This is a genomic window from Planktothrix mougeotii LEGE 06226 (assembly GCF_015207485.1).
In the GTDB taxonomy this organism is placed as follows: domain Bacteria; phylum Cyanobacteriota; class Cyanobacteriia; order Cyanobacteriales; family Microcoleaceae; genus Planktothrix.
Map to the genome: position 1 here is coordinate 95,467 of NZ_JADEWU010000006.1, position 24,063 is coordinate 119,529.

Here is a 24,063-nt window from a genome sequence, read left to right on the forward strand (position 1 = left end):
AAAGTTTTGGAAAGACGTATCATAGAAAAAATATACTAAAAAATTCTGGTTATGAGTTACTGCATCAACCCCCAATGTCAGAAGCCTCAAAACCCGACTCACGCCCTTTTGTGTCAGAGTTGTGGCTCACAATTGCGCCTCAAAGACCGCTATCGTGCTATCCGAATTTTAGGTCAAAGTCAATGGAACCGAACATTTTTAGCCGTTGATGAAGATAAACCGTCTCAACCTCGATGCGTGATTAAGCAATGTCTTTATCCGCCATCCCAACCGGACGCCCGTGTTGAGTTCCGTGTTTATACCCGAAAATTAGACGCCATTAGCCAACATCCCGCCCTCCCAGACCTGTTAGCGTCCTTTGAAGAAAAAGATTGTGGTTATATTGTACAGGACTATATTTCAGGGCGAAATTTAGCTGAAGAAGTTAAACAAGAAGGCGTGTTTCAGGAATTGCAAATTTGGTATATCCTCAGTGAAATTCTGCCCTTGCTTCAATTCATTCATGAAAAGGGAATGGTACATGGGGATATTAAACCTGAAAATATTATCCGTCGTTCAGTTTTTATTCCGCCTGCAAAACCGTTTATTTTAGTTGATTTTGCTGGAATTTATCCGCAACAAAATTTCCCAACAACCCTTCAAGGTTCCCCAGAATATGCGGCACCGGAACAACTGCAAGGGGAAATTAATGCTAAAACGGATCTCTATAGTTTAGGGATAACTTGTCTACATCTGTTAACCCAGATGTCTCCGTTTGATTTATTTGACATTAAAACAAATACTTGGGTTTGGAAAGATTATCTCAAAAGACCTATTAGTCAGCGTTTAACCCGAATTTTAAATCAATTAATTGAACGCAACCCCAGCAAAAGGTATCCTTCAGCGATGGCGGTGATGCAGGATTTAAAATCAGGGCCCATTCCGGTTCACTTAACAAAAACTGTCCAACGTAAATGGATTTTAACGGCTTGGGGAGGTGCAGCTTTAGCGTTATTTTCCTTATTCATGAGTTCTCGCCTACCCTCTATTGTCCCTCAAATTTCTTCCCAACCTCCAGAACCCATTTATCAAGTTCCTGATATCCAAATTCCTGTACCCCAAATTGAGAATTTTGCCCCCCCCATTCTTCAAGACCCTGGGACTGTCCGAACTTTATCCAAAAATACGGGCCCAGTGTGGTCGGTGGCCGTGAGTCCCGATGGTCAATTTGTAGTTTATGGGAATACCGATGGCTCAATTAATATTATTGATGCCAATACCGGAGGATTAATTAACACCTTATTGGGACATTCTCAACCTGTGGGAACTTTAGCCATTAGTAACGATGGTCGGACGTTAGTAAGTGGAAGCGGTGACCAAACTATTTTAGTTTGGGATTTGTGGAGTGGTCGTCAGAAAAAAATGCTCTACGGTCATCAAGGATGGGTTTATGCGGTGGCCATTAGTCCCGATGGGGAAACGGTAGCCAGTGTCAGCCGTGACCAAACCATTCGTCTGTGGGATATTTACACCGGACGAACGTTAAGGACGTTAAACGGATATGGAACTGAGGTACAATCTCTCGCTTTTAGTGGGGATAATCAAACCTTAGTCAGTGGCGGAACTAACGGAATTGTTGATATTTGGAATTGGCACACCGGAGAATTATTAAGAACGTTTAAAGCTCATGCTGAGGCGATTTGGTCGGTAGCGATTAGTCCCGATGGTCAAAAGTTAGCTACGGGAAGTTGGGATCATGCCGTTAAATTGTGGGATTTACAACAATTAGAATCCCAATATTTTAATAATACTCCAGAACACATTCTTCTCGGTCATCAAGAAAAGGTTCAATCCGTAGCGTTTAGTCCCGATGGTCAAACCTTAGCTAGTGGTGATTTTGGGGGAGGGGTTAAACTTTGGAACGTGGAAAATGGAGGACTTGTCGGAACCTTTAAAGGACATCAAGCCTGGGTAAATGTGGTATTTAACCCCCAAAATCATACGTTAATTACGGGGAGTTTTGATGATACGTTAAAAATTTGGCCGTTATTCCCCCCAAACTGATTCCAGGTTGCTATCAACCGGGTTTTTCAAGATCAAACCCGGTTATCCTAGGATTTACTCAGGTTTGAGGCGGACGCGCTTGCCCCCACCAGAAACTTGTAAGGTTTGACCACTGACCCAAGACCCAGCCGGAGATGCCAGCCAGAGGAAGGCGTTAGCAATATCCTGGGGTTTTCCAGCACGTCCGGTCAAATTGTCAGGGTGGGCTAAGGCATACTGGGCTTTTTCATCCAAACCTGCTGCGGCATAGCCCTCGGTAATCACCGTACCAATCAACACGGTATTGATGCGAACTTGCTTGGCAAAATAGTGAGCTAGACCCAGCATCAGATGGTTGAGGGCTGCCTTGGCGGCGGAGTAGGCGATAAAGTCAAAAGCAGGTAACACCCCTACCAGAGAACCGGAGTTAGTAATGGTAGCATTTTCAGCTTCGAGTAAATAGGGACGACAAGCGGCGGTCATTCGCATAGCCGATAGGGTATTGAGCTTATAACTCTCGATCATCTCTTCTAAAGGAACATCCAGGGGGTCATCGTAGGATTTGCCCCAGCCAACGTTATTAACTAAAGTTGAAATACCGCCAAAGGCTTCAACAGTTTGAGCGACACATTGTTGAATATCTTCCTCAAGGGTGACGTTACAGCCGATCCCCAACACGTCATTACCCGTTTCCGCCTGGATCGCTGCCGCCGTTGCTTGGGCCTTCTCGCCATTAAGGTCAGCAATCATCACCTTGGCTCCTGCGCCCGAAAAGGTTTTAGCAATGGCTTCCCCGATATTTTGGGCTCCACCCGTAACGATGGCCACATGACCATCCATCCGAAAGTCAGCAAAGGCATCAAAGTTGCTCATAGTGGTTTTGTTTTAGGTTGAATACGGTGAAATACAAGGGGAACTTAATCTAATTCCTGCACACCGCCCCCACTGACGGTGAGCACCTGTCCACTCACCCAACTAGCGGCCGGAGAACACAGGAACAAGGCAGCATAGGCGATATCACTGGGTTCTCCCAACCGAGCTAGGGGGGTATGCTTAAGCATGACTTTTTCAACTTCCGGGGTCAGCACCGTCGCTAAGGCATCGGTTTTAATCGCACCCGGAGCGATCGCATTTACCCGAATTCCCTTTGGCCCCAAATCAAAGGCAATATTCCGAGTCAGGTGGCTGACCGCAGCCTTGGAGGAACTGTAAGACGCCATATTGACGTTTTTATTCTCTGCGGACATCGAGGAGATATTCAAAATGGCTCCCCCCCCTGCTGCTTCCATCTGGGGAGCACACAGTTGGCACAGATGAAATACCGAAAACACATTGAGTTTGTAGGCCCAAATGAAGGTGTCCATCGGCATATCAAAGGGTTTTGGCCCACCGCCCCCAGCGTTGTTGATCAAGAGGGTGATTTTGCCAAAGGCATCCAGGGTAGCCTTGACGAGATTTTCAAGAGCTTGATCATTGGTGACATCGCAGGCTACAGCCAGGGCTTTACCTCCTTTGTCCTGAATGCCCTTAACGACCGCAGCAGCAGTGTCTTCCTTCAAGTCGCTGACAACTACAGCAGCCCCAGCCTGGGCAAACAATTCAGCAATGCCCCGGCCAATACCAGCCCCGCCCCCGGTCACAATAGCGACCTGACCCTCAAGCTTAAATGCGTCTAAAACTGTCATACCGACACAATCTCCATACTGTTAAATACTTAATTCTTCAAAAACCTACTCAGGTCGCAACATCGCTTTCATCACCGCCGCATTAATAAACCAGGAGGCTACCCCTGCGATTATTCCTAAGAGAATGGCACCGCTCAAAGGTGTTACCAGAATTGTTCCTAAAAACTTTTGCAAAAATAGGGCAATCAATGCCGCTGTACCAAAGGCAAACAGAGAATAAAATAGAACCGTTCTCACCCCAAAAAAGAAAAAAGGCCGATCCAAAAGCTCTGGAAATGGCACGGGGAAAGTTTTAGCTTTTTTGCTGAAGGTAAAAAAGGCGATTGTCCCCAAGATCAGCGACAGCATAAACGCTGTCATCACCCCCGTTGAGAAAACTGTTTTTTCATGGGCTGATATGGTATCAACCGTAAGGGGTAGAGCCTCTTTTCCTCGAAACATAAACCAGCCAATCACACCGTTGATGACACCATTGATCACACCACTGATCAAGGCATTCTTTTGAATGAAATCATAGACGTGATGGGAGGCGGGAACCATATAGAGCAACCCTTTCAGAATTTGGTCTGGACTAAAAAACTTGGAGAAAGCATGACACAAAAAGGTGAAAAGTTTGTGTAATTCTGGAGGGATAGCCCTTGTGAAAGCTGAACCGCTAAACCATGAGAATTCTGCTAGTTTCCCCAGACCCAACATTGTGTAGAGTCCTGCATCAGGTTTTATCGCGCCATAGCTTTATTGTTGATATTGCAACCGATGGCGAGGAAGCCTGGGAATTGCTTCAGGCGTTCATGTACGATGGGGTTTTGCTGGAGGCGGTATTGCCTGATATGGATGGAGTGACTTTGTGTTGTCGCTTGCGCGAGGTTGGCAACCCCGTTTTGATTTTGCTGATGCTGGAGCCTGCTGAGGCAGACACTTGTGTCCAGAGCTTAGATAGTGGGGCCGATGCCTGTTTAGTGAAACCGATTCAGCTTCCTGAACTCCTGGCTCAACTGCGTGCTTTGGCGCGGCGGGGCCTTCGTCGGGCCAGCCCTCTGTTAACCTGGGGGCCATTGTCTCTCAATCCTACCGCCCAGCAAATTACCTGTCACGGTCAAGTTTTGAAGGTCAACCGCAAGGAATACCAAATTCTGAAGCTATTTCTCACTTATCCCCGGCAAATGTTTTCTCGCAGCGAGATAGGCGATCGCCTCTGGACATTGGACGATGAGTTACCCAGCGATGCCACCCTCAAGAGCCATATCCGCAGTATTCGCCGCAAGCTTGAACAGGCGGGTCTTCAAGATTTTATTCAAACCCACTATGGTCTGGGGTACTGTCTCGATCCGGTTTATAACAAGGAAACCAAGTTGCTTAACCGAGATCCTTATCTCCTAGAAGGGATGGTTGATTCAATTACCGCCAATATCTGGCAAGAATTGATGGCGGCGAATGCCCGTCTACAGGAGGAAATTGAGCAGCGCAAACACATTGAAGCCCAACTACGACGATCAGAAATGATGTTGCGAAATGCCCAACGAGTGGCTCAAGTGGGGTGTTGGGAGTTCGATGTTATAACTCGTGAAATTTATTGGACGGAGGAGCTTTTTCTGATTCATGGTCTTGACCCGAATCAGTCTGCTCCTTCTCCTGAAGAAATTTTAGCTTTAATTCACCCTGATGATCGCCAACTTCATCAGGAAGCCATTCACTCTCCTGCACTCAGAAGAGAGGCGTTTGAAGCCAACTTACGCATCATTCGCGCCAATGATGGAGAAATTCGCTACATCAACGCCCGAGGCGGCCCCGTTTTTGATCATTCTGGCCAGATCATTAAGTTAACAGGAACGACCTTTGATGTCACCCAATGGCTCCGATAATAGCATCCCTGATACTCAATTAAGAAACCCTTTCTGCTCTCCTCTCCACCCACACCTCCAAGAAACCGGGTTTCTGCCCTAACTTTTGCTATTAACAAAAAGCTCAATTAAGAAACCCGGTTTCTGACCCCCACCCACACCTCCAAGAAACCGGGTTTCTGCCCTAACTTTTGCTATTAACAAAAAGCTCAATTAAGAAACCCGGTTTCTGACCCCCACCCACACCTCCAAGAAACCGGGTTTCTGACCCTATCGGAAACCTGCAACCCTATTAATTCCCTGTAGGGGCGAGGCGCGCCTCGCCCTTACGCTGTCGGGTTAAAAGCTTTATCTGTTACAGTCTACAAGTCTCGACGCGAGAGAAGATATCCTTGCCTCTCCACTATCCATCCTCCATCGTGTAGGGTGCATCCTCCAGTGTAAAATCCTCCCACAAGGGAGGTGACCAACTGGTGCTGTCTGATGAAAATTTAGATCTTTGTAAAACAAAAAGTTTCCATTCACACGCCAACCTACCTGTTCTCCAAACACTTCCCAGACTTTTCGATCAGAACTCCGGGTTCCTCCCAGACTTTGATAGATGCACTTCTGTACTGAAAATCCGAAGCGTCCATTGCTATATTTTACCCAAAGTTGGTCAATTGTTCGTAAATCCTCACAGGGAAAATTATCAATATCTTCAACCCTTAAATATCCCTCCTTTATTCTTCCGGCAACTTCTAACATTTTTTTAGCTGTTTCTTGGTCAGCTTCTTTCCAGTTTCCAGCTTTTAAAAGTTGTTCTAATTTATGATAGTTAACACCTTTAGCTGACTTTAATTCAATATCAGGTTGTGGTGTTGGTTGTGATATCGGTTTTTCGGTTAATTGTAAAGCATCTAAGACTTCTTGAGCAGTTTGAAAACGTTTTTTAGTTCCCTGTTTTAAAAGTTTATCTAAGACTTGACCCAAAGTATTATTGACTTTAACTGTTAAATAATCTCGCCAAACCCAATCTCCTTCACTGACATCAAATAAATCAAAGGGTGTCTTATTCGTTAATAAATGAATACAAGTCACTCCTAAACTATATAAATCACTGGCAAAAGTCGGTTTTCCTAACGCTTGTTCTGGTGCGACATATCCAGCCGAACCAATAACTGTTCCTGTAACTGCTAACGCCGTCCTAGTGGCTGCTTTAGCTGCCCCAAAATCTACTAAAACTAATTTATTATCGCTCTTTCTTCTAATAATATTTTCTGGTTTAATATCTCGATGAATTACTTGTTTTTGGTGAATAAACGCTAAAACAGGTAATAAATCTCCTAACAGATTAACAATTTGAGTTTCTGAAAATGCTCCACTTTTAGATAATTCTTGAGCTAAATTTTCTCCCTCAATATATTCTTGAACTAAATATTGACGATGATCTTGGATAAAATAGGCCAATAATTCAGGAATTTGTTGATGTTTGCCTAACTGTTCTAATTGTATCGCTTCTTGTTTAAAAAGTTCCTCGGCTTTTTGTTGATTATTCGTACCTTGAGCTTGGGGTAAAAATTGTTTAATTACACAATAGGGTTGAGACGGTTTATGCTCATCAACCGCTAGAAACGTTCGACCAAATCCTCCTTGTCCTAATATTTTTAAAGCTCGATATCGATCTGTTAATAGTAATTTAGATCCACACTTTTGACAAAAAATTGTTGTTTGAGAGTTGAGATGGAGGCAATCTGGGTTAAGGCATTGACTCATGGTTCAGGACTGGTGTGATTGAGGTAGAATACTGTTAATTCTATATTATCACAATTACACCGATTGCCTCATTTAGAAAAGCTTACTATTATTAATATTTATGAAAATACCATTAGCAGCTTTAAACCTTACAATGGTTTTATTGAGTCAACTGCCTATTCCTATCCCCGATAGTCAGGGAAATTATTACTTGAATGAAGCACCCGTTAAAGGTCAAGCTTCTCCCCGTTTGATGGCAGGTTCCCTATGGAAAGTCGTGACACCCGCATTAAATTGTCGTCAAACAGCAAACATCAATTCTCCAATTATTCAACAATTTAAACAGGGAGATATTTTACAAGCAGAAGTCTATCGAGGGGGTTCTGATGAAGTTTTAATCAATGCTAAAGATAGTCAACAATTGCCTTGGATGCCTGTTCGGAGATATCCTGAAAATAACCCCTGTTATGTCCGGGCGAATCAACGTTATATTCAACCTGTGTCCCCGTAAAAAAGCTTAATTAGTACAATTAGAATATGTTAATACTCAATATCAATATCATTTAATTTCCAAACAGTGGCTTTTGTTCCCTAACTCATATCAAATCCCATTATAGATGGTACAGATGATCCCCCCTAACCCCTGTAGAGACGTTCCATGGAACGTCTCTACAGGGGTAAATTTGCAGTAAACATTTAGGGATTTTATATCACAACAACTGAGTCAGGTTAGATTCCTAACCTTTTGATTGAGACTCGCTATATAATTAGGAAATTGTTCAATCTTAATCATTTCCCTGCGCCGTGACTACCACTCCCTTACCTCCCAACCCCCAACTCACCGCAACACAACGCCCTGACCTTCTCGGACGCTTCGGACAATTTGGCGGCAAATACGTTCCTGAAACCTTAATGCCTGCCTTAGCTGAACTGGAAACAGCCTATCACCATTATCGTCAAGATCCTGAATTTCAAACGGAACTCCAAAGCCTGCTTAAAGACTATGTGGGACGGCCTAGCCCTCTGTATTTCGCCGAACGCCTCACCCAACATTATGCTAAACCCGACGGTACAGGCCCGCAAATTTATCTGAAACGAGAAGACCTCAACCATACCGGGGCTCATAAAATTAATAATGCTCTCGCCCAAGCGTTGTTAGCGAAGAAAATGGGTAAACAACGCATTATTGCAGAAACCGGGGCGGGTCAGCATGGGGTGGCGACGGCGACGGTTTGCGCCCGCTATGGCCTAGACTGTGTGATTTATATGGGCATTCACGACATGGAACGTCAAGCCCTGAATGTGTTTAGAATGCGGTTGTTAGGGGCGGAAGTTCGACCTGTGGAAGCGGGAACCGGAACGTTAAAAGATGCGACGTCCGAAGCTATCCGCGACTGGGTAACGAACGTGGAAACGACCCATTATATTCTCGGTTCCGTTGCTGGCCCCCATCCCTATCCCATGATTGTACGGGATTTTCATAATGTGATTGGGGTCGAAACTCGCAGCCAATGTTTAGAAAAATGGGGCGGTTTACCCGATATTTTATTAGCTTGTGTCGGTGGGGGTTCAAACGCTATGGGACTCTTTAATGAGTTTGTGAATGAATCTTCTGTGCGCCTTATTGGGGTAGAAGCCGCTGGGTCGGGGGTGGAAACGGGAAAACACGCCGCCACCTTAACTCATGGTCAAGTGGGAGTCTTACACGGGGCGATGAGTTATCTGTTACAAGATGATGATGGTCAAGTCATGGAAGCTCATTCCATTAGTGCGGGGTTAGATTATCCGGGTGTGGGGCCAGAACACAGCTATTTAAAAGATTTAGGTCGGGCAGAATATTATAGTGTGACTGACCAACAAGCGTTAGATGCGTTTCAACGGTTATCTCGTTTAGAAGGTATTATTCCGGCGTTGGAAACAGCCCATGCGATCGCGTATTTAGAAATGCTTTGTCCGCAATTAGAAGGCAGTCCTCGGATTATTTTAAATTGTTCAGGACGGGGAGATAAGGATGTACAAACGGTGCAAAAATTCTTGAATCATCCTAACAGTTAAATTCAGCACTAAAAGCAAAATTGTTTGTCGGATGGGTGACCTCCTCACAGGGTTGTCACCCCGTGAGATGGGTGACATTAGAACGTTATTGATTTCAGTGATGAAGCAGCCCAACTAACAAGCTAACCCACCGCCGGAAGGGAGCAAGAAACGAGCGGACTGTAGGCGGTCGGGTACAGCACCTTGTTCTGCCGTAGTTATGTGATTACTGCTTATGCGGATTGAATTTTTCATCCACTTCATGACAAGCCTCTTCATGAAATAGGTCAGTCGTCATAATTATCGAATAAGGATCAAATTCCTTCACAAACTTGTCAGCGTTAATGGTGACATCATCTGTTGACTTGAAGAAACGACTTTCGTAATCTCCATCACTGATAAAGGCAAGGTCAGTCCGTTTTATTGTCTGATTCTTTAAATAACCTGCTATTTCTTCTTCCTCTGTCACTTCTAGCCAAACTCGCTCTTGAGTTTGGATAATCCTAACCCCTACGATCTCTGGTTTTAGGTAATTTGGGTATTTTTCTCTCAGACGTGAAAGTACATCTTCAGCCACATACGTTGATGTGGAATCCTCATGCAAAGTGTTGAACTTTTGCAAAAGTTGTATTGCTTTATCCAGAGGATAGCGGAAAAACTCTCTATTATCAGAAACGCGGAAATCTTTTAATTCCGTGTGCATCCTTTCTTCCAGTGCCTCATGTTCTTCCGAATACAGAAACTTTCCACCTAACAGACCTGATCAACGATATACGGAAAACTTCTGCATAAAACTCCCGAAATTGTATGTCCTAACCGCGCCTAGCGGTTGCTATATATTTTGTATTGGTATAATTTTAAAATTTAAAACTTTGTCAGGAAATCTTGATATTTTATTAAGAATTCTTCTCAAATAGTTGACGAGATTATAGGGGTTCTGGTACACTTAAGGAAACACCCTTCAAGGGGTTATTGTGTCTAAATGCAAAAATGAAGCCTAAAACCCTTATTCTTTCGTATAATATCAAGGTATCTTGACTAATTTACGACTTTACAATGCACGAATTTTTGGACGAAAACCGAAAGCCACAAATAGGTATATTGACAAAAATCACAATTTGTGCTGTAAGCTAAAAAGTGCTCTCGATTTCCCAGACCTATCGCAACTGTACCGCGTCAACACTATTGCTAAAATCAACTATGTTTAAGTTACCATTCATGGGAATAGTTTTATTATTGGGAGGGTGTACATTTTTAGCAGAAATTAATTCAATTGGAAAGCCCCTACCGCAAGTGACACCCATTGCTACCCCCAATAATTCTAATCTGGCGCAATTGGAATTATCCGTACATCAACAAGTCAATGATTATCGCGCTTCTAAAAATTTACCCCCCTTAAAACTAGATCCTAAAATTAGTGAACAATGTCGTATTCATAGTCAGTTAATGGCTAATGGTCAAGTTCCCTTTGGTCATGGGGGGTCAAAAGCTCGATTTCAAGCTGTTCGTCAAGTCGTTCGTTGGCAAGAAATTGCTGAAAATGTCGCTTTTAATTCGGGTTATGTTGACCCTGGAAAACAAGCTGTAAAAGGATGGATAGAAAGTCCAGGTCATCAACGCAATATGGTGGGAAATTATGAGTTAACCGGAGTGGGGATTGTCAGAAATGCCAAAGGAGAGTATTATTTTACTCAAATTTTTGTAAGAAAAGCATGGCTTTAAATGTAGAATAGGGAATTACGAATTACGAATTACGAATTACGAATGGGGAATAGTTTTATTAAAAACTAATAAAGCTAACAGTCAACCGTCGTAGGGGGGGGTAACCCCGCCCCTACCCATCAACCATCAACCATCAACCATCAACCATCAACCATCAACCGTCAACCGTCAACCGTCAATAATCCTATGTTTAATTTTCAAGTTTGTGATGGGGATATTTCTGAAACGTTATTATCTGAATACCTAACCGCCGATGCGTTAGCCGTTGATACGGAAACGATGGGGTTATTACCTTGGAGAGACCGCCTTTGCTTAATTCAAATTTGTGACCCCAAAGGTCAAGTCACCGCCATTAGAATTGCTAAAGGTCAAACAGAAGCACCGAACTTAAAACAACTGTTAGAAGCACCTCATATTCTCAAAGTCTTCCATTTTGCTCGATTTGATATTGCCACTATTCGCTATTACTTAGGAATAGAAGTTAACCCCGTATTTTGTACAAAAATAGCCAGTAAATTAGCACGAACTTACACCGGGAAACACGGACTGAAAGAGTTAGTCCAAGAATTAGAACAAGTGGAACTCGATAAAACCTCCCAAAGTTCTGACTGGGGAAATGCGAGTAACCTTTCCGAAGAGCAATTAAACTATGCCGCCAATGATGTTCGCTATCTATTGAACGTTCAGAAAAAGTTAGTGTCGATGTTAGAACGGGAAGACCGTTTAGAACTCGCTCAACAATGTTTTTCCTGTTTACCTGTAATGGTCACTTTAGATTTATTACAATTTCAAGGTATTTTTGAACACCATTAATACAACTGACGCAAGAAGTCTTCCCAAGCAAAAACCCCCCAACCGAAGTTGAGGGGGAACTATCAGGGTGCATCTACTCTTGTTTATTCCTTCGCTGTTGATTATCATCGGGAAAATTCTCAAAAAAAATCCCCCAACCGAAGTTGAAGGAAAACCATCAGGGTGCATCTACATCTATTGATTCCTTCGCTGTTGATTCTCATCAGGAAAATTCTCAAAAAAAATTCCCTCAACCGAAGTTGAAGGAAAACCATCAGGGTGCATCTACTCCTGTTTATTCCTCTATCGATGATTCTGTTCAGGAAAATTCTCAAAAAAAATCCCCCAACCGAAGTTGAAGGAAAACCATCAGGGTGCATCTACTCCTGTTTATTCCTTCATCTATGATTCTGTTCAGGAAAATTCTCAAAAAAAATTCACTAACTGCCTTTGGGATAAAGAGAAGACAAAAGATGATTTTTTACTGATGAGGATCATCTTTTAATTTTTTATCAAAACAGTATTCCAGAAAGACTTTTTTGGATACTCCAGCCTGGGAAGCCATGGACTTAACTAGGGTTTTGCTAAATGGAGCTTTGGGACAGTCAACAGTAACTTTGTATAATTTCCCATTAACAATTTTTTTCCACTGTTCATGGGAAGTTCCATCTTGTTTTTGGGGTTCAAAACCCATGTTTTTAAGGGCTGTTTTAACTTGCTTACAGGTTGGCGGCGCAAACTTTGTAAAAAATCCCAAGATCTTCTCCTAAACCACTTGAGACTGTGAAACGCCAGAAAAAATCTGAAAATGGGCAAGGTTAAAAGCAGGCAAGTTTTCAAGCAAAACTGCAAAATAGTATTCTAAAATGAGAGAGAAAGGTGCTTTACGAGATAATAATTGCTCTACATAGTCACTATCTACTGTCAAAGCTTCTTGAACATAGGAATTGATCATCGCTTCTAATTTTAATTTAGCCTCGTTACAGGTATCTGCTTGAGAGGCTAAATTTAGATCGATGCAAACAGCCACCCATTGATTATTTTCTTGTTTTAGAAAACATCTTAATAATGTGTTTTTCATTAGGGTTTCTTTTGACAATGAATAATAATCCTGTTTTTAATAAGATAATCCACACTATATTAACTATAGTATAGAATTTCAGGAAATGTCAACCCCTTAGCCTAAGCCTCTTAAAAACATAAAATTATCCATTCAGTTGAATGCTCAGGAATAACCTGAAACAGATTAAACCTTTTAATCAGGATTCACTAAACGCAATAATTTTTGCTTCACTTGAGCATCAAATACCTTCCATTTCATCTCTGCATAATCTTTATTTTCATTAAAACCCGATAGAAACCCTAACGGAATTTCAAACCCTCCCGCTTGACTTCTTCCCCCTCCAAAAAACTTACCCGTTGCATCGGTTCCAAAGGCTTCCTTAATAAATTCATCCGGGTCAAGGGTGATTTTATTTGTTCTCAAGGAACCGACAATAATCTCCAGTTCATTAAAATCATCATGAACTAATCCATAAACCACCGCCGTATGCACGTTTTCTTCAGTTAATAGAAAATCCGCCGCTTGCGGAATAGCATCTCGGTCAGAAGCGCGTAAAAAACCGACCCCTGAAATTGAAATATTATCTAAAACTTGACGATTTGATAACCCTCGTTCGATGACATCCATCACCCGTTTAGACCGAGAAGAACGCAACACAGAATCTAATAAACTTGCATCATAATAATTACTTAAATAGGCTGCGGCTAAGAAATCCTCACGGGTGGCTTGTCGAAGTTGATTTGTATCCGAACGTAACCCGTGCATTAACGCCGTTGCACAATTAATATGATCAATTTCACTATTATCAAGTTCTAAAAATCCCGATTGCAAATATTGGGTAAAAATAGTTGCAGTTGCCTTAATTTGAGGACGAATATCACAAAATTCAGGATGTAAATCCTTCTGCATACTATGATGATCAATTAATACCGTAATTGGGAGTTTAGCTGCTTGAATTAAAGGGGTGAGTTGACTGGTTGTTCCTTGATTATCAATTAAAACACAACCGGAATAAATTGATAAATCTTTGGTTTTTGCCATTTCTAAGGGCCAGCGATGGACAGGTAATCCTGTTAATTTCACTAAGGCAATATTTTCTTGATGGCTCAGGGTTCCCCCATAGACAATATCACAGTCAATATTATATTGTTTAGCAATTAACTGATAAGCCCAAGCTGAAGATAAGGCATCAGGATCGGGAAAATCTTGTATAATAATTAATTGATGTTCTCCCGAATGACGTTCTAAAACTTGCTGAAAAGCCTGTTTTTTCTGAATGGGTAAAACGAATTCAGAACATAGGTTGAGAGAAGGCTCCCTGGAAACCGTTAACCCATCAGATTGAGTGGAATTGTTCACTGTAAAATATAAATAAAAGTAAGTTCTAATAGACGTTTCCTTCCACACCAATTGGTATGGAAGGAATAAAGCCGAATCATTGGAATTGTTCAAGGTGTTGCAGTGCAACTATGTTTGACTGTAGCAACTTTTCAGTAAAAATCAAGCATCTTGAGAAGGAGATAAAGACTTTTCAAACTCCAGGCGTTGTTTGGCATTGTAGAGGAAATAACCATTCATCATTGCTGATGCTAAAAGACGGCCTAAATCCTCACGGTTTGTCGTAATAGTAACATCAAAATGCTCTGAAGGTAAACCACCTAACATTTGCATCAAGCTATTTTCCATAATTTGAGCAACTTCGGGTTCCGGTTGAGACAGTTTAGCAATAGTTTCCGGTTCCATCGCTTGAACATATTGCCATAATACATTATTTGCAGAGAGTTGACGATGAGATACAGGGTTTGTCATAGTCTTATCAAATAATTTAATCTTGTTATTGCTTTCTGTTCTTATTTTTACTGTAACTAACCTTTTTGAACTTGTTATAGTGTGTAAAACCGAACTTAGAGAACGGGTTATTCGACTCTTAATCAAAATTACGAGCTTATGAATTGTTTTAAAATTGCTTGAGGCGGTCTATCCCAAGTATCTTGATGATAATAAATTAAGCCTTGAGGAGTAAGCTTATAGGTAGAATATCCATTAAAAAATAATCGAGGTTTCCAGGGTAAACGCAAAGTTCCCCGCACTGTCCAGTTAGCAGTAATAATATCGGATGCAGTTTGTTGAACATCATGTAAATCAAAATACAATTCTGTAAAAAACAATTGACCGTGAAACCGTAACGTCCAAAAAATAATCCGATAACTAAACTTGCCTTTAAATCGATTTACTGGGTCAATAAATTCTATATCTGAGGTATAAATATCATAGGAAATATCTTGGTTAAATAAAAGGGGTAAATCTTGGTTTAAGGTATCAATGACGTTTTGAACTTGAGCAGTATAGTCTTGGCTAGTTATTTTAATATTCATCAGTCAAAAAATAGCTAAATTTTATATCCTTGAACACAGACCCAAAGTTCAATGACTGGCTTTGGTTCTTGATTCTCTATCATTTTAACAGTTTTGATGGGGATTGACACTTTTTAAGATTAGGCTAATGTAGAAGGATGAAAATTACATCGCCAAAGAGAGAATGAGCCTCAAGGTATCCGTAACCAGGATAATGTACGAGCCTGAGCAGAAGTTGTTAACCGATTTGAAATTGAAGGAGTTGAAAAAACATGAGTTTAGACGTAGCAAATCCTGAAATGATTACCCAAAACTTGGAGCGTTTTCTATTGGTTCTTTCCGTTTCTTTAACGGTAGCTGCACTGTCACGAGCTTGGGCTATATTTCGTAAAATCCCCTATACATTATTATTAGTTATTGTAGGGATGGGATTAGCGTTTGTAGATGTTCGGTTAGTTAATCTTTCTCCCCAATTAATTTTGGAAATTTTTCTTCCCCCGTTATTGTTTGAAGCCGCTTGGAATTTATCTTGGCGAAATTTAAAGTCGAACTGGTTTCCGATTACTTTATTTGCTATTTTTGGAGTCGTTATTTCTATCGTCGGGATTGGCTTTTCCTTGTATCAATGGGCGGGTTTAACCTTACCCATTGCTTTATTAGTAGGAGCCGCTTTAGCTGCAACTGATCCCGTTTCTGTGATTGCCTTATTTAAAGAATTAGGTGCTAGTAAAAAATTAACCGTTTTAATGGAGGGAGAAAGCTTATTTAATGATGGAGTCGCGGTTGTTGCCTTTATCTTATTAGTAGGGATTCCTTTAGGAATGAATTCCTTTTCTATTTCGGAAGCTTTGGGACAATTCTTAACCGTAGTCGGAATTGGGGCTGGAGTCGGATGTGTGATTGGATTCGGAGTTTCCTTTATTACCCAACGGTTTGATCTACCGTTTGTTGAACAATCTTTAACCTTAGTTTCTGCCTATGGAACTTATCTAATTACAGAAGAATTAGGCGGTTCAGGTGTTATTGCTGTGGTCATTGTTGGCATCATTTTAGGCAATTGGGGTTCAAGAATTGGGATGAATCCTAGAACTCGCTTAATTGTCACAGAATTTTGGGAATTTATTGCATTTTTTGTCAATTCCATGATATTTTTATTAATTGGAGATCAAACTCAATTTGCCAGTTTAGGGAGTCATCTCCCTTTAATTTTTATTGCCGTTGCTGCGGCTTTAGCTACTCGGTGTATTGGAATTTTCGGATTGAGTGCTTTAAATAATAGTATCGGTAATAGTACGATTACAGTTCAAGAACAAACGATTTTATGGTGGGGGGGATTAAGAGGTTCTGTTTCGATTGCTCTAGCTTTAAGTGTTCCTGAAATAATTGCTGAAAAACAAGAGATTATTGATATTGTTTTTGGAATGGTTTTATTTACGCTTTTAGTACAAGGGTTAAGTATTCAAGTATTGCTGAAAGGCTTGAACTTAATTGGAGATCAACCTATTCGTCAAGAATATTCTCAATTAGTTGCTCGTCAAATTGCTCTACAGCGAGTTTTACAGTATTTAGATAATTCTGATCGCTTCCCTGATCTTGATTCTGAATTCTATCGGTATAAAAAGCAATTAGTCCAAGGAGAGCTAAACAGCGTTAAACAGAAATTCCATCAGTTACTCAACGAATATCCGCAATTACAAGAAGTCGCTAGGGAAGAATTTGAAGAAACCTTATTAGACATTGAAGCAGATACCTATGCAGAATTAATTCGGCTGGGTAGGCTGAATGAGAATTTAGCCCCAGTTTTAATTGAAGTTGTTGGGGAAGAATAAAAATCATTTTTTTTCTAACTGTCCGGTGGAGGACAACAAAAAATTGTGTTAGGAGGTAAGGTTAGCTTGTGAGTCGATTAAACGTTTTATGTTTAATTAAATGTGGAATTACAGTAGCTTGTGGATGCGGGTTTTTAAAATTAGACAAGCCAACCTTGACCCCTTAAATCAGAGTTAAGCGGTTATTCTTCATCGAGGACATCTTCTTCAGATTTCTCCCCAACTTGAATCAAATGGATGTGTTTTGAACCTAAGCGAATTTCAAATTGATCTCCGGCTTCTAATCCCATGGATTCAGTATAGTTCGCACCAATAACCAGGGAACCGTTTTTATGCACACAAGCCCGAAAACTTGCTTCCCTTCCCCGTCCATCTTTGCTGCGACCTGGATCTAAGGCAATGCCCTTTGCTGCCAGTAACGCATCGTAAAATTCTGTCATATTGGCGCGAGTTTGGCTATCTTTTGTTTGGGTATAATACCCGCACAAACGAGCCGCTTCCCGACGAGGTAAGTTGCCCAAAGCTTTAACTTTCTGTAATAAGGCTTTACCTGTTAGTGGAGTAGTTGAAGGCTTTTCTGTGATTGTTTTTGCCATAAATATTCTCCAAGTGTAACTAAATTTTATTTTATCATATTTATTTTATTTTCTTCTATAACAATTTGGGTATCGTTAACATTTCAATACATTTTAGGAACCTGAAGAATCATTTTTGAAAAAAGCCTTTTTTGATCTCCATTACCTATCAGATTGATAGATTGAAGTTTTAATCAAGATACAATCCCTGACCCCAGAGCAACGCAAACTTGAGGATCAATTAGAGACGGGAGGATAGCGGACAGGAATTCCGGTTTGCGCTTGAATTTCTTGAGCAAAATCTTGTAAGATAGAAGGCTGAACCGATTTGAGTTTCCGAGCTTGATAGGGAAGATTTTCAGGGGAGGGATGATTTTCTCGTCCGGCTAATTCATGTTTTAACGGTTTGGGACGAGTGGGAGTATTCAGTTGAATTTCAGTCGGTGCGATCGCTTTGATCCAACGTTGATATTCCTGGCGATCTGATAATGACCAAGGCGATAAAATCATCGTTTGGATTCCCAATTCTCCAGGGAAGATGCGACGAAATTCTTGCAGATCTATGAGTAGCTGTGTTAAATTAATTTCCCTGACGGGTTGATTCACTCGTTGAAGTTGGGCGGTTGAAATACCATCGAGTTTTACAGATACCCGATCGGCTAAAGTTAATTGTTCTCGAACTTGAGAATCTGATAAGGTTGTCCCGTTGGTTAATACCAAAGTTGGACGCTGTGTGAGGGTTTTAATTCCGATTAAAATTTCCCCTAAATTTGCGGCTAAGGTTGGTTCTCCACTTCCACTTAAGGTAATTACATCCACATCCCAAGGCGCAAACTGAGCTAAGGCTTGTAAAATTTGCTCAGTCGGAACATAAATTTGACGCTCTTGGGTTTTAAGTTTAATTTCTCCGAGTTGACAATAAACACAATTAAAAGAACAGGTAGAAATCTCACCAATGGGATCAATTCCCAAGGATTTTCCATAGCGCCACGACCACACAGGGCCATAGACCGGGGTAAATTCTGGAGTAGAAATTGTTGCGGTTGTCATATTTTTTCAAGGGGGCAAAATGCCGCCAGAAGATATAGAAATCCCAAATAGATTGTAATAATTTACAATTGACATAAAACAGCCAGAAGTATTATCTGGTATTTCCTATGTCCTATTCCCCATTCGTAATTCGTAATTCGTAATTCGTAATTCATGTAGCACCCTAGCTTAAAGGGTAAACGATTTCTAATAAACCCGCGACCACTAACAACATTACTATTCCCAACATACCCGCTAAGGGTTTTCCCCCTAACCCTGTGACCCATTCAGGAACTTTCTGGGTGGGGTCAACGCCTCCCAGGGTATCCAAACTGGCTATTCCCCAAATCCAACCTGCGTGTAGTCCAATGGCTAGACCTAAAGACCCCCCCTGACCCAAACAGGCGAAAGTCAACACCATTCCCATTAATCCTAATCCGGGTAATTGGCGTAATGTGTTGCGGACGTCCCAGAACAGATGGGTCAGGGCAAAAATCCCACTGGCGAGCACGGCGGCGATAAAGGCTGAATATTCTTGCTGTAATTGTTTTTGTAAAAATCCTCGAAAGATTAACTCCTCGGTACTACTAATCCACAGGGCTATCAGCAGAATTGGCCCGAAAACTAATATTTTTTCCCATATTTTAATCCATCCCTTTATAGGGTGACGCCCAAAATTTAGGGAAGAGGACTGTTCACCTATATTTTCCCAGTGTTGTTGTCGCCAATTGAGCCAACCCAGGATAAATTGAAAACCAAATAAGGCGATCAGGCTGATAACAGCCAGACCGAAACCAATGGCAATTGATCTGAAAAACTGCGATCGCCAAGCTAAACCATAATCAAAGAAGGATCGACCCTCAACTTGGCTAACTTTCCACAAAACTATCGGAGCAATTCCATAAAGCGACGCCAGCAACGTCAATTTTTGGGTTTCATTTAGGGGTTCAGAAGGACGCCAATTGAGAGCGAATGCACTGACAACAGCAATTGGCATCCATAAACCCATCCACACCCCAAAAAAAACAGCAATTTTAATCAGGGTTGGCGCATTTGCAAGCCATGAAAATATCATTCTAATGGCTCAAGTGAGCGAATTTACTCTTCTTCATCGCCACTGCTGGCGTCTTTTCCATTTTCGACTTGAATCAGGTGAATATGCTTGTATCCGAGCTTGATATCAAACTCATCACCGGGTTTCAGTCCCATTTCTTTGGTATAGGTTGAGCCTATTACAATTTGACCGTTTTTGTGAACGCTCACCATATAAGTTGCTTCCCGACCCCGACCATCTTTTGTACCATCGGGACTAAGCGGAATCCCCCGTGCTTTCAGCACTGCATCATAAAAATCTGTGAGATTGACGCGAACTTGGTTGTCCTTTGTCGTGCTGTAATAACCGCACAGCTTTGCTGTTTCACGCCGAGGCATATGAGACAGTTCTTTTACTTTTTGAAGCAGAGCCTTTCCGGTTAAGGGAGTTGGTGCAGGTTTATTCATGTTGTTCTTAATCTCCTTACTTCTCTAGGTAGGTAATTTTTATCCAATTCAACTTTTTGGAGTTATAAAAAATAATATATACTTAAATTCATCAATTTGACAAATATTTTTTTTTCTAAGTTACAAATCTTTCCATACAGGAATCACCATCTCTACCCTGACCAAAAAAACGGGACTTCAAAATCCCGTTGAGATTGAGCAGGGGAATATAGACTTATTGGGTGGTACTAGAACTCATCCCTTAGCTCTGTCTTAAAAATGGGATAGCCGCCCTATTTTACGTCCCCAGAGTCAGGAACGCAATTTTTTCCGGCCGCCATCTCCCCGAAAGAAAAATCATCCTGCTCCCTTGAGCCATGCCATTAAAAAAAATCCGCCGTTAAGACAGATCAATAGATCCGGGATTAGACTTCAAAAAATCCCACCCCCGTCTTCCTGATTCCCGACCCTTTCCCACCCAGAAAGCCATTAGGAATTAGGAAACAGAGTGAACCTTCAACCGTCAAGCCCTAAGACTCTCTAAAACGACGTTCTAAAGCTTTTAAAGATTGGTACAATTCAGGTAATCGTCTATAAACCGCCGCCGTTTTTAAATAAAGCTTGTTAGCAATAGCCGGGGAACCGGAGACCATCTCTCCCCGTGAAATATTATGATGAACGCCAGATTGAGCCGTAACGATGACCCCATCTCCCACATTCACTTGATTGGAAATACCGACTTGACCTGCTAATAACACCCCATTGCCAATGGTGACCCCTCCAGCTAACCCGACTTGGGCAGCAAAGGCGCAATTCTGACCGATGGTACAACCGTGACCAATATGTACTAAATTGTCTAATTTTGTGGCTTTTCCGATGCGAGTTTCTCCCACAGAAGGGCGATCAATTGTACTATTACATCCCACTTCCACCCCGTCTTCTAAGACGGTAATTCCCGATTGTTCCATTTTCATCCAACCGTTTTGGGTAGGAACAAAACCAAAGCCTTCAGCCCCAATGACAGCGCCACTATGAATCACACAATCACAACCGATTTGGGCGCGTTCATGAATCGTACAATTGGCGTGTAAGATACTGCGATCGCCAATTTTTACCTCTGGATAAATCACCACATTCGGATGCAAACACACCTGATTTCCTATCGTCACCCCCGCTTGAATCACCACATGGGGGCCAATATAAACCTCAGAGCCAATGTTGGCACTCGCATCAATCACCGCACTAGGATGAATCGAGGGTTGGGGTTGGTAAGGTTGATAAAATAAGGCGATCGCCGTCGCAAAAATCGCCCTAGGATTTTCCCCCGCTACCCAGGCTAAACCCCGGTCTGTTGCTTGAGTTTGTAATGCTTCATCTACAGGTAAAATCAGCGCACTGGCAGCAGACTGCTGTGCAAAGGAGGCAAATTTTAACCCTTCAATATAGCTGAGAGTTCCAGAGGTGGCTTTATCCACCGCCGCCACCCCATGAATATCGGGATCGAGGCAGGGGTTATGGGTCAAACTATGACCCGTAATTCCACTATTAAGTTTTTCAACCAGTTCACTAAACTTCATTCTTAAAAAAAATGGCAGGGGGAGCAAATTTTCAATCAATTTAAGACGGATGGGATTGTACGATTAACACCGAACAAGGCCCATGATGAACGACATATTGACTAACACTTCCTAAGAGCAACTCTCCTAAAGCCGAGTAACCCCGACGTCCCATTAAAATCAAATCCGCTTCCCAATGTTTGGCAAAGTCACAAATTGTTTGACCGGGTTTACCAACGGTTTGTGTATATTCCGTCGCCACCCCTGCATCCATTGCGATTTGACACCAAGATTTCAGGGCGTCTAAACTTTTTTGGGTAAACTCTTGCCATTGTTTTTGATAGGTATACACCAATTCTTGATTCGCCGTTGGATAGTAGCTTAATCCGACTAAGATGCCAAAATCTGGACTGCTTTCTTCATGCGTAGACAAAACGTGCAGTAACATCAAATTCCCTTGATTGCTTACTGCCAGTTCTAACGCTTGTTCAAACACAGCCTGACTGTTGGAAGACAGATCCAAAGGAGCAAGAATTTTCTTAAACATACCTTTTATATCTTGATCTGTAAGGGGCAATTGTTAAACCACTCAGGGGAGACTAAGGACAGATCCAAGCAACGGAACCGGGGAATTGGTTCAGTTTTTTAAACATGACTCCCTCGGAATTGATTCCAAGAGGTTTTTAATGATCTAGGAGAACGACCTTAGCCAGAATTTAGTGTTAATGTTTTACCCATTATAAGATGAATGGGATTTCTGTTTCACAAATTTTGAGGACAAAAAATAGAAACAGAAATTTCCTTAAGGGGTCATGAATATCGGGCTAGATCTCATCCCTGGGATGAACGACTTAAAAAAGCAGCACATTCAACATGGGAAGTTTGCGGGAAAAAATCCGCAGGTTGTACCCGTATTAATTCATAGACTCCCGTTTCACATAAAACTTTTAGATCCCGTGCTAAGGTTGCGGGTTTACAACTGATATAGATCAGTCGTTGAGGTTGGAGATCTAGCAACGTTTCTAATACTGTGCGATCGCATCCTTTTCGAGGGGGATCAAGTAAAACAAGATCAGGTTTATACCCTAACTGGGGTAATAACTTTTGCACTGTTCCCAGTTTAAACTCAACGGTGTCAATTTGATTTAAAATAGCATTCTGCCGAGCTTGCTCAATCGCCATTTCTTGTACTTCCAAACCGATCACTGGATGAAGTTGTAACGACTGCTTAGAAGCGGCTTGTTTTTGCAGTAAATCCTGTGCTAGGGGTAAGGTAAATGTCCCAATTCCACAATAGGCATCAACGATCCGTTCAGTTCCTTGTAAATTGAGGTCTTGTAGGATTATTTGTAATAACGCTTCTGCCACTTCTGTATTAATCTGAAAAAATGTATCCGGTCTAAGTAAAAACTGGAGTCCCCCAAATTCTTCTTTTAAATAGGGTTGACCCGCTAAACACCGTGTTTCCTGACCAAAAATTGCATTGGTTTGATCCGCATTGAGATTTAAACACACCCCCTTTAAGGAAGGATATTGTTCTAACCAAGTTTCCGCTTGTTCTTGCAGTCCGGGTAAACTGCTCTGGGTCGCAATTAAAGTTAACAACATTTCCCCCGTGCGTTGTCCAATTCTCAGGGACAGATGGCGAAGTTTTCCTCGGTGTTGGGGTTCGTCATAAATTGACCAGCCTCGGTTTTGAATATCCTGCTTAATATTCGCCAGTAAAGGATTTAGACGTTGATCCTGTACCGGACATTGATTTAAGTTAACTAAACGATGACTTTGTTTCTGAAAGTAACCCGCCTGAACTTGACCCGTTGCCGAACGTCCCAGGGGATAGGTGACTTTATTGCGATATCCTAGAGGCGATTCTCCCGCTAATACTGGCTCCACCGGAGGCTGGATAAATCCCCCAATGCGTTCTAAGGCTTTAACGACTAAATCCCGTTTGGCTTGTAATTGAAATTCATAATCAATATGTTGCCACTGACAGCCCCCACATTTATCCGCCACAATACATCGCGGGGAAACCCGATCAGGGGATGCTTCTACGAGATCCTGTATCTTCCCTTCCGCATACTTGCTTTTGACCCGCACCAGTCGCACCCGCAGGCGATCACCCGGAACTGCATCAGGAACAAATACCACTCGATCTTGGTAACGACCCACGCCATTGCCATCATCGGTTAAATCTGTAATTTCAATTTCTACTTGTTGTCCTTGCTGCCACATCATAAGCCTTAAAAATTAAGAATTGTTAACGATTTTGGGGGGATTGTTCACACCGATTTCAGCCAATTACTCTCGATTTACAACTAACTGCTTCCCCAGATCCCCCTGAGTCGCTA

General features: G+C 41.8%; 24 protein-coding genes. 7 read left to right on the forward strand and 17 right to left on the reverse strand.

The window, feature by feature from the left end; all coding sequences use genetic code 11:
• Positions 1 to 51 precede the first annotated feature (51 nt).
• On the forward strand, positions 52 to 2,043 hold the full coding sequence (locus IQ236_RS04640; protein WP_193868176.1) for a serine/threonine-protein kinase: 1,992 nt from the start codon (positions 52 to 54) through the stop codon (positions 2,041 to 2,043).
• A gap of 54 nt (positions 2,044 to 2,097) precedes the next feature.
• Here the strand turns inward: IQ236_RS04640 and IQ236_RS04645 are convergent, their stop codons facing one another.
• Genes IQ236_RS04645 through IQ236_RS04655 form a run of 3 tightly spaced genes read right to left on the reverse strand, consistent with a single transcriptional unit; the run spans position 2,098 to position 4,403 of the window.
• Complete coding sequence (locus IQ236_RS04645) at positions 2,098 to 2,895, reverse strand: SDR family oxidoreductase (RefSeq protein ID WP_193868177.1); 798 nt, start codon at positions 2,893 to 2,895, stop codon at positions 2,098 to 2,100.
• 44 nt (positions 2,896 to 2,939) lie between these two features.
• The gene (hdhA, locus tag IQ236_RS04650; protein WP_193868178.1) at positions 2,940 to 3,707 is read right to left on the reverse strand and encodes a 7-alpha-hydroxysteroid dehydrogenase; all 768 of its coding nucleotides are present in this window, start codon (positions 3,705 to 3,707) and stop codon (positions 2,940 to 2,942) included.
• 45 nt (positions 3,708 to 3,752) lie between these two features.
• Positions 3,753 to 4,403, reverse strand: a complete 651-nt coding sequence (locus IQ236_RS04655) for a permease (protein WP_228041421.1) — start codon at positions 4,401 to 4,403, stop codon at positions 3,753 to 3,755.
• On the opposite strand from IQ236_RS04655, the gene IQ236_RS04660 reads away from it, so the two are divergent.
• A complete protein-coding gene (locus tag IQ236_RS04660) occupies positions 4,370 to 5,569 on the forward strand; it encodes a response regulator (protein ID WP_193868179.1) in 1,200 nt (399 codons plus the stop codon). The genes IQ236_RS04655 and IQ236_RS04660 overlap by 34 nt on opposite strands.
• Before the next feature lie 327 nt (positions 5,570 to 5,896).
• Here IQ236_RS04660 and IQ236_RS04665 read toward each other — a convergent pair whose 3' ends face one another.
• A complete protein-coding gene (locus IQ236_RS04665) occupies positions 5,897 to 7,303 on the reverse strand; it encodes a serine/threonine-protein kinase (RefSeq protein ID WP_193868180.1) in 1,407 nt (468 codons plus the stop codon).
• A gap of 100 nt (positions 7,304 to 7,403) precedes the next feature.
• Between IQ236_RS04665 and IQ236_RS04670 the strand changes: the two genes are divergently transcribed.
• Together IQ236_RS04670 and trpB are read left to right on the forward strand one after the other, a co-directional pair.
• Complete coding sequence (locus IQ236_RS04670; RefSeq protein WP_193868181.1) at positions 7,404 to 7,793, forward strand: hypothetical protein; 390 nt, start codon at positions 7,404 to 7,406, stop codon at positions 7,791 to 7,793.
• A gap of 293 nt (positions 7,794 to 8,086) precedes the next feature.
• Complete coding sequence (trpB, locus tag IQ236_RS04675; RefSeq protein ID WP_193868182.1) at positions 8,087 to 9,337, forward strand: tryptophan synthase subunit beta; 1,251 nt, start codon at positions 8,087 to 8,089, stop codon at positions 9,335 to 9,337.
• 205 nt (positions 9,338 to 9,542) lie between these two features.
• Here trpB and IQ236_RS27600 read toward each other — a convergent pair whose 3' ends face one another.
• Entirely contained in the window at positions 9,543 to 10,073 is a 531-nt protein-coding gene (locus IQ236_RS27600; RefSeq protein WP_322744084.1) for a GIY-YIG nuclease family protein, read from the reverse strand.
• 443 nt (positions 10,074 to 10,516) lie between these two features.
• On the opposite strand from IQ236_RS27600, the gene IQ236_RS04690 reads away from it, so the two are divergent.
• On the forward strand, positions 10,517 to 11,038 hold the full coding sequence (locus tag IQ236_RS04690; RefSeq protein WP_193868183.1) for a CAP domain-containing protein: 522 nt from the start codon (positions 10,517 to 10,519) through the stop codon (positions 11,036 to 11,038).
• Positions 11,039 to 11,224: 186 nt separating this feature from the next.
• The gene (locus IQ236_RS04695) at positions 11,225 to 11,851 is read left to right on the forward strand and encodes a ribonuclease D (protein WP_193868184.1); all 627 of its coding nucleotides are present in this window, start codon (positions 11,225 to 11,227) and stop codon (positions 11,849 to 11,851) included.
• A 460-nt stretch (positions 11,852 to 12,311) separates the two neighbouring features.
• Here the strand turns inward: IQ236_RS04695 and IQ236_RS04700 are convergent, their stop codons facing one another.
• The 5 genes from IQ236_RS04700 to IQ236_RS04720 form a co-directional block, all read right to left on the reverse strand.
• Complete coding sequence (locus IQ236_RS04700; protein WP_193868185.1) at positions 12,312 to 12,587, reverse strand: type II toxin-antitoxin system HicA family toxin; 276 nt, start codon at positions 12,585 to 12,587, stop codon at positions 12,312 to 12,314.
• 9 nt (positions 12,588 to 12,596) lie between these two features.
• Complete coding sequence (locus tag IQ236_RS04705; RefSeq protein ID WP_228041422.1) at positions 12,597 to 12,929, reverse strand: hypothetical protein; 333 nt, start codon at positions 12,927 to 12,929, stop codon at positions 12,597 to 12,599.
• 156 nt (positions 12,930 to 13,085) lie between these two features.
• Complete coding sequence (locus tag IQ236_RS04710) at positions 13,086 to 14,252, reverse strand: DHH family phosphoesterase (RefSeq protein WP_193868187.1); 1,167 nt, start codon at positions 14,250 to 14,252, stop codon at positions 13,086 to 13,088.
• 141 nt (positions 14,253 to 14,393) lie between these two features.
• Positions 14,394 to 14,702 carry a DUF760 domain-containing protein gene (locus IQ236_RS04715; protein ID WP_193868188.1) on the reverse strand — a complete coding sequence of 103 codons (309 nt, stop codon included), beginning with the start codon at positions 14,700 to 14,702 and terminating at the stop codon, positions 14,394 to 14,396.
• 128 nt (positions 14,703 to 14,830) lie between these two features.
• Positions 14,831 to 15,268: a DUF2358 domain-containing protein gene (locus IQ236_RS04720; RefSeq protein WP_193868189.1), complete on the reverse strand. Its 438-nt coding sequence runs from the start codon at positions 15,266 to 15,268 to the stop codon at positions 14,831 to 14,833.
• A 251-nt stretch (positions 15,269 to 15,519) separates the two neighbouring features.
• Here IQ236_RS04720 and IQ236_RS04725 point away from each other — a divergent pair, with 251 nt between their 5' ends.
• Positions 15,520 to 17,076 (forward strand): cation:proton antiporter, encoded by a 1,557-nt coding sequence (locus tag IQ236_RS04725; protein WP_193868190.1) that lies wholly within the window; start codon positions 15,520 to 15,522, stop codon positions 17,074 to 17,076.
• Between the two features lie 182 nt (positions 17,077 to 17,258).
• Here the strand turns inward: IQ236_RS04725 and IQ236_RS04730 are convergent, their stop codons facing one another.
• The 7 genes from IQ236_RS04730 to rlmD form a co-directional block, all read right to left on the reverse strand.
• Positions 17,259 to 17,672 (reverse strand): AbrB family transcriptional regulator, encoded by a 414-nt coding sequence (locus IQ236_RS04730; protein WP_190524086.1) that lies wholly within the window; start codon positions 17,670 to 17,672, stop codon positions 17,259 to 17,261.
• A 216-nt stretch (positions 17,673 to 17,888) separates the two neighbouring features.
• Positions 17,889 to 18,701, reverse strand: a complete 813-nt coding sequence (locus tag IQ236_RS04735; RefSeq protein ID WP_193868191.1) for a radical SAM protein — start codon at positions 18,699 to 18,701, stop codon at positions 17,889 to 17,891.
• 163 nt (positions 18,702 to 18,864) lie between these two features.
• On the reverse strand, positions 18,865 to 19,755 hold the full coding sequence (locus IQ236_RS04740) for a CPBP family intramembrane glutamic endopeptidase (protein WP_193868192.1): 891 nt from the start codon (positions 19,753 to 19,755) through the stop codon (positions 18,865 to 18,867).
• A 23-nt stretch (positions 19,756 to 19,778) separates the two neighbouring features.
• Positions 19,779 to 20,180 (reverse strand): AbrB family transcriptional regulator, encoded by a 402-nt coding sequence (locus IQ236_RS04745; protein ID WP_072717147.1) that lies wholly within the window; start codon positions 20,178 to 20,180, stop codon positions 19,779 to 19,781.
• A 509-nt stretch (positions 20,181 to 20,689) separates the two neighbouring features.
• Complete coding sequence (lpxD, locus tag IQ236_RS04750; RefSeq protein ID WP_193868193.1) at positions 20,690 to 21,736, reverse strand: UDP-3-O-(3-hydroxymyristoyl)glucosamine N-acyltransferase; 1,047 nt, start codon at positions 21,734 to 21,736, stop codon at positions 20,690 to 20,692.
• A 40-nt stretch (positions 21,737 to 21,776) separates the two neighbouring features.
• On the reverse strand, positions 21,777 to 22,262 hold the full coding sequence (locus tag IQ236_RS04755) for a universal stress protein (protein WP_193868194.1): 486 nt from the start codon (positions 22,260 to 22,262) through the stop codon (positions 21,777 to 21,779).
• Positions 22,263 to 22,546: 284 nt separating this feature from the next.
• Positions 22,547 to 23,950, reverse strand: coding sequence for a 23S rRNA (uracil(1939)-C(5))-methyltransferase RlmD (gene rlmD, locus IQ236_RS04760; protein WP_193868195.1), 1,404 nt, complete (start codon positions 23,948 to 23,950; stop codon positions 22,547 to 22,549).
• Positions 23,951 to 24,063: the final 113 nt, after the last annotated feature.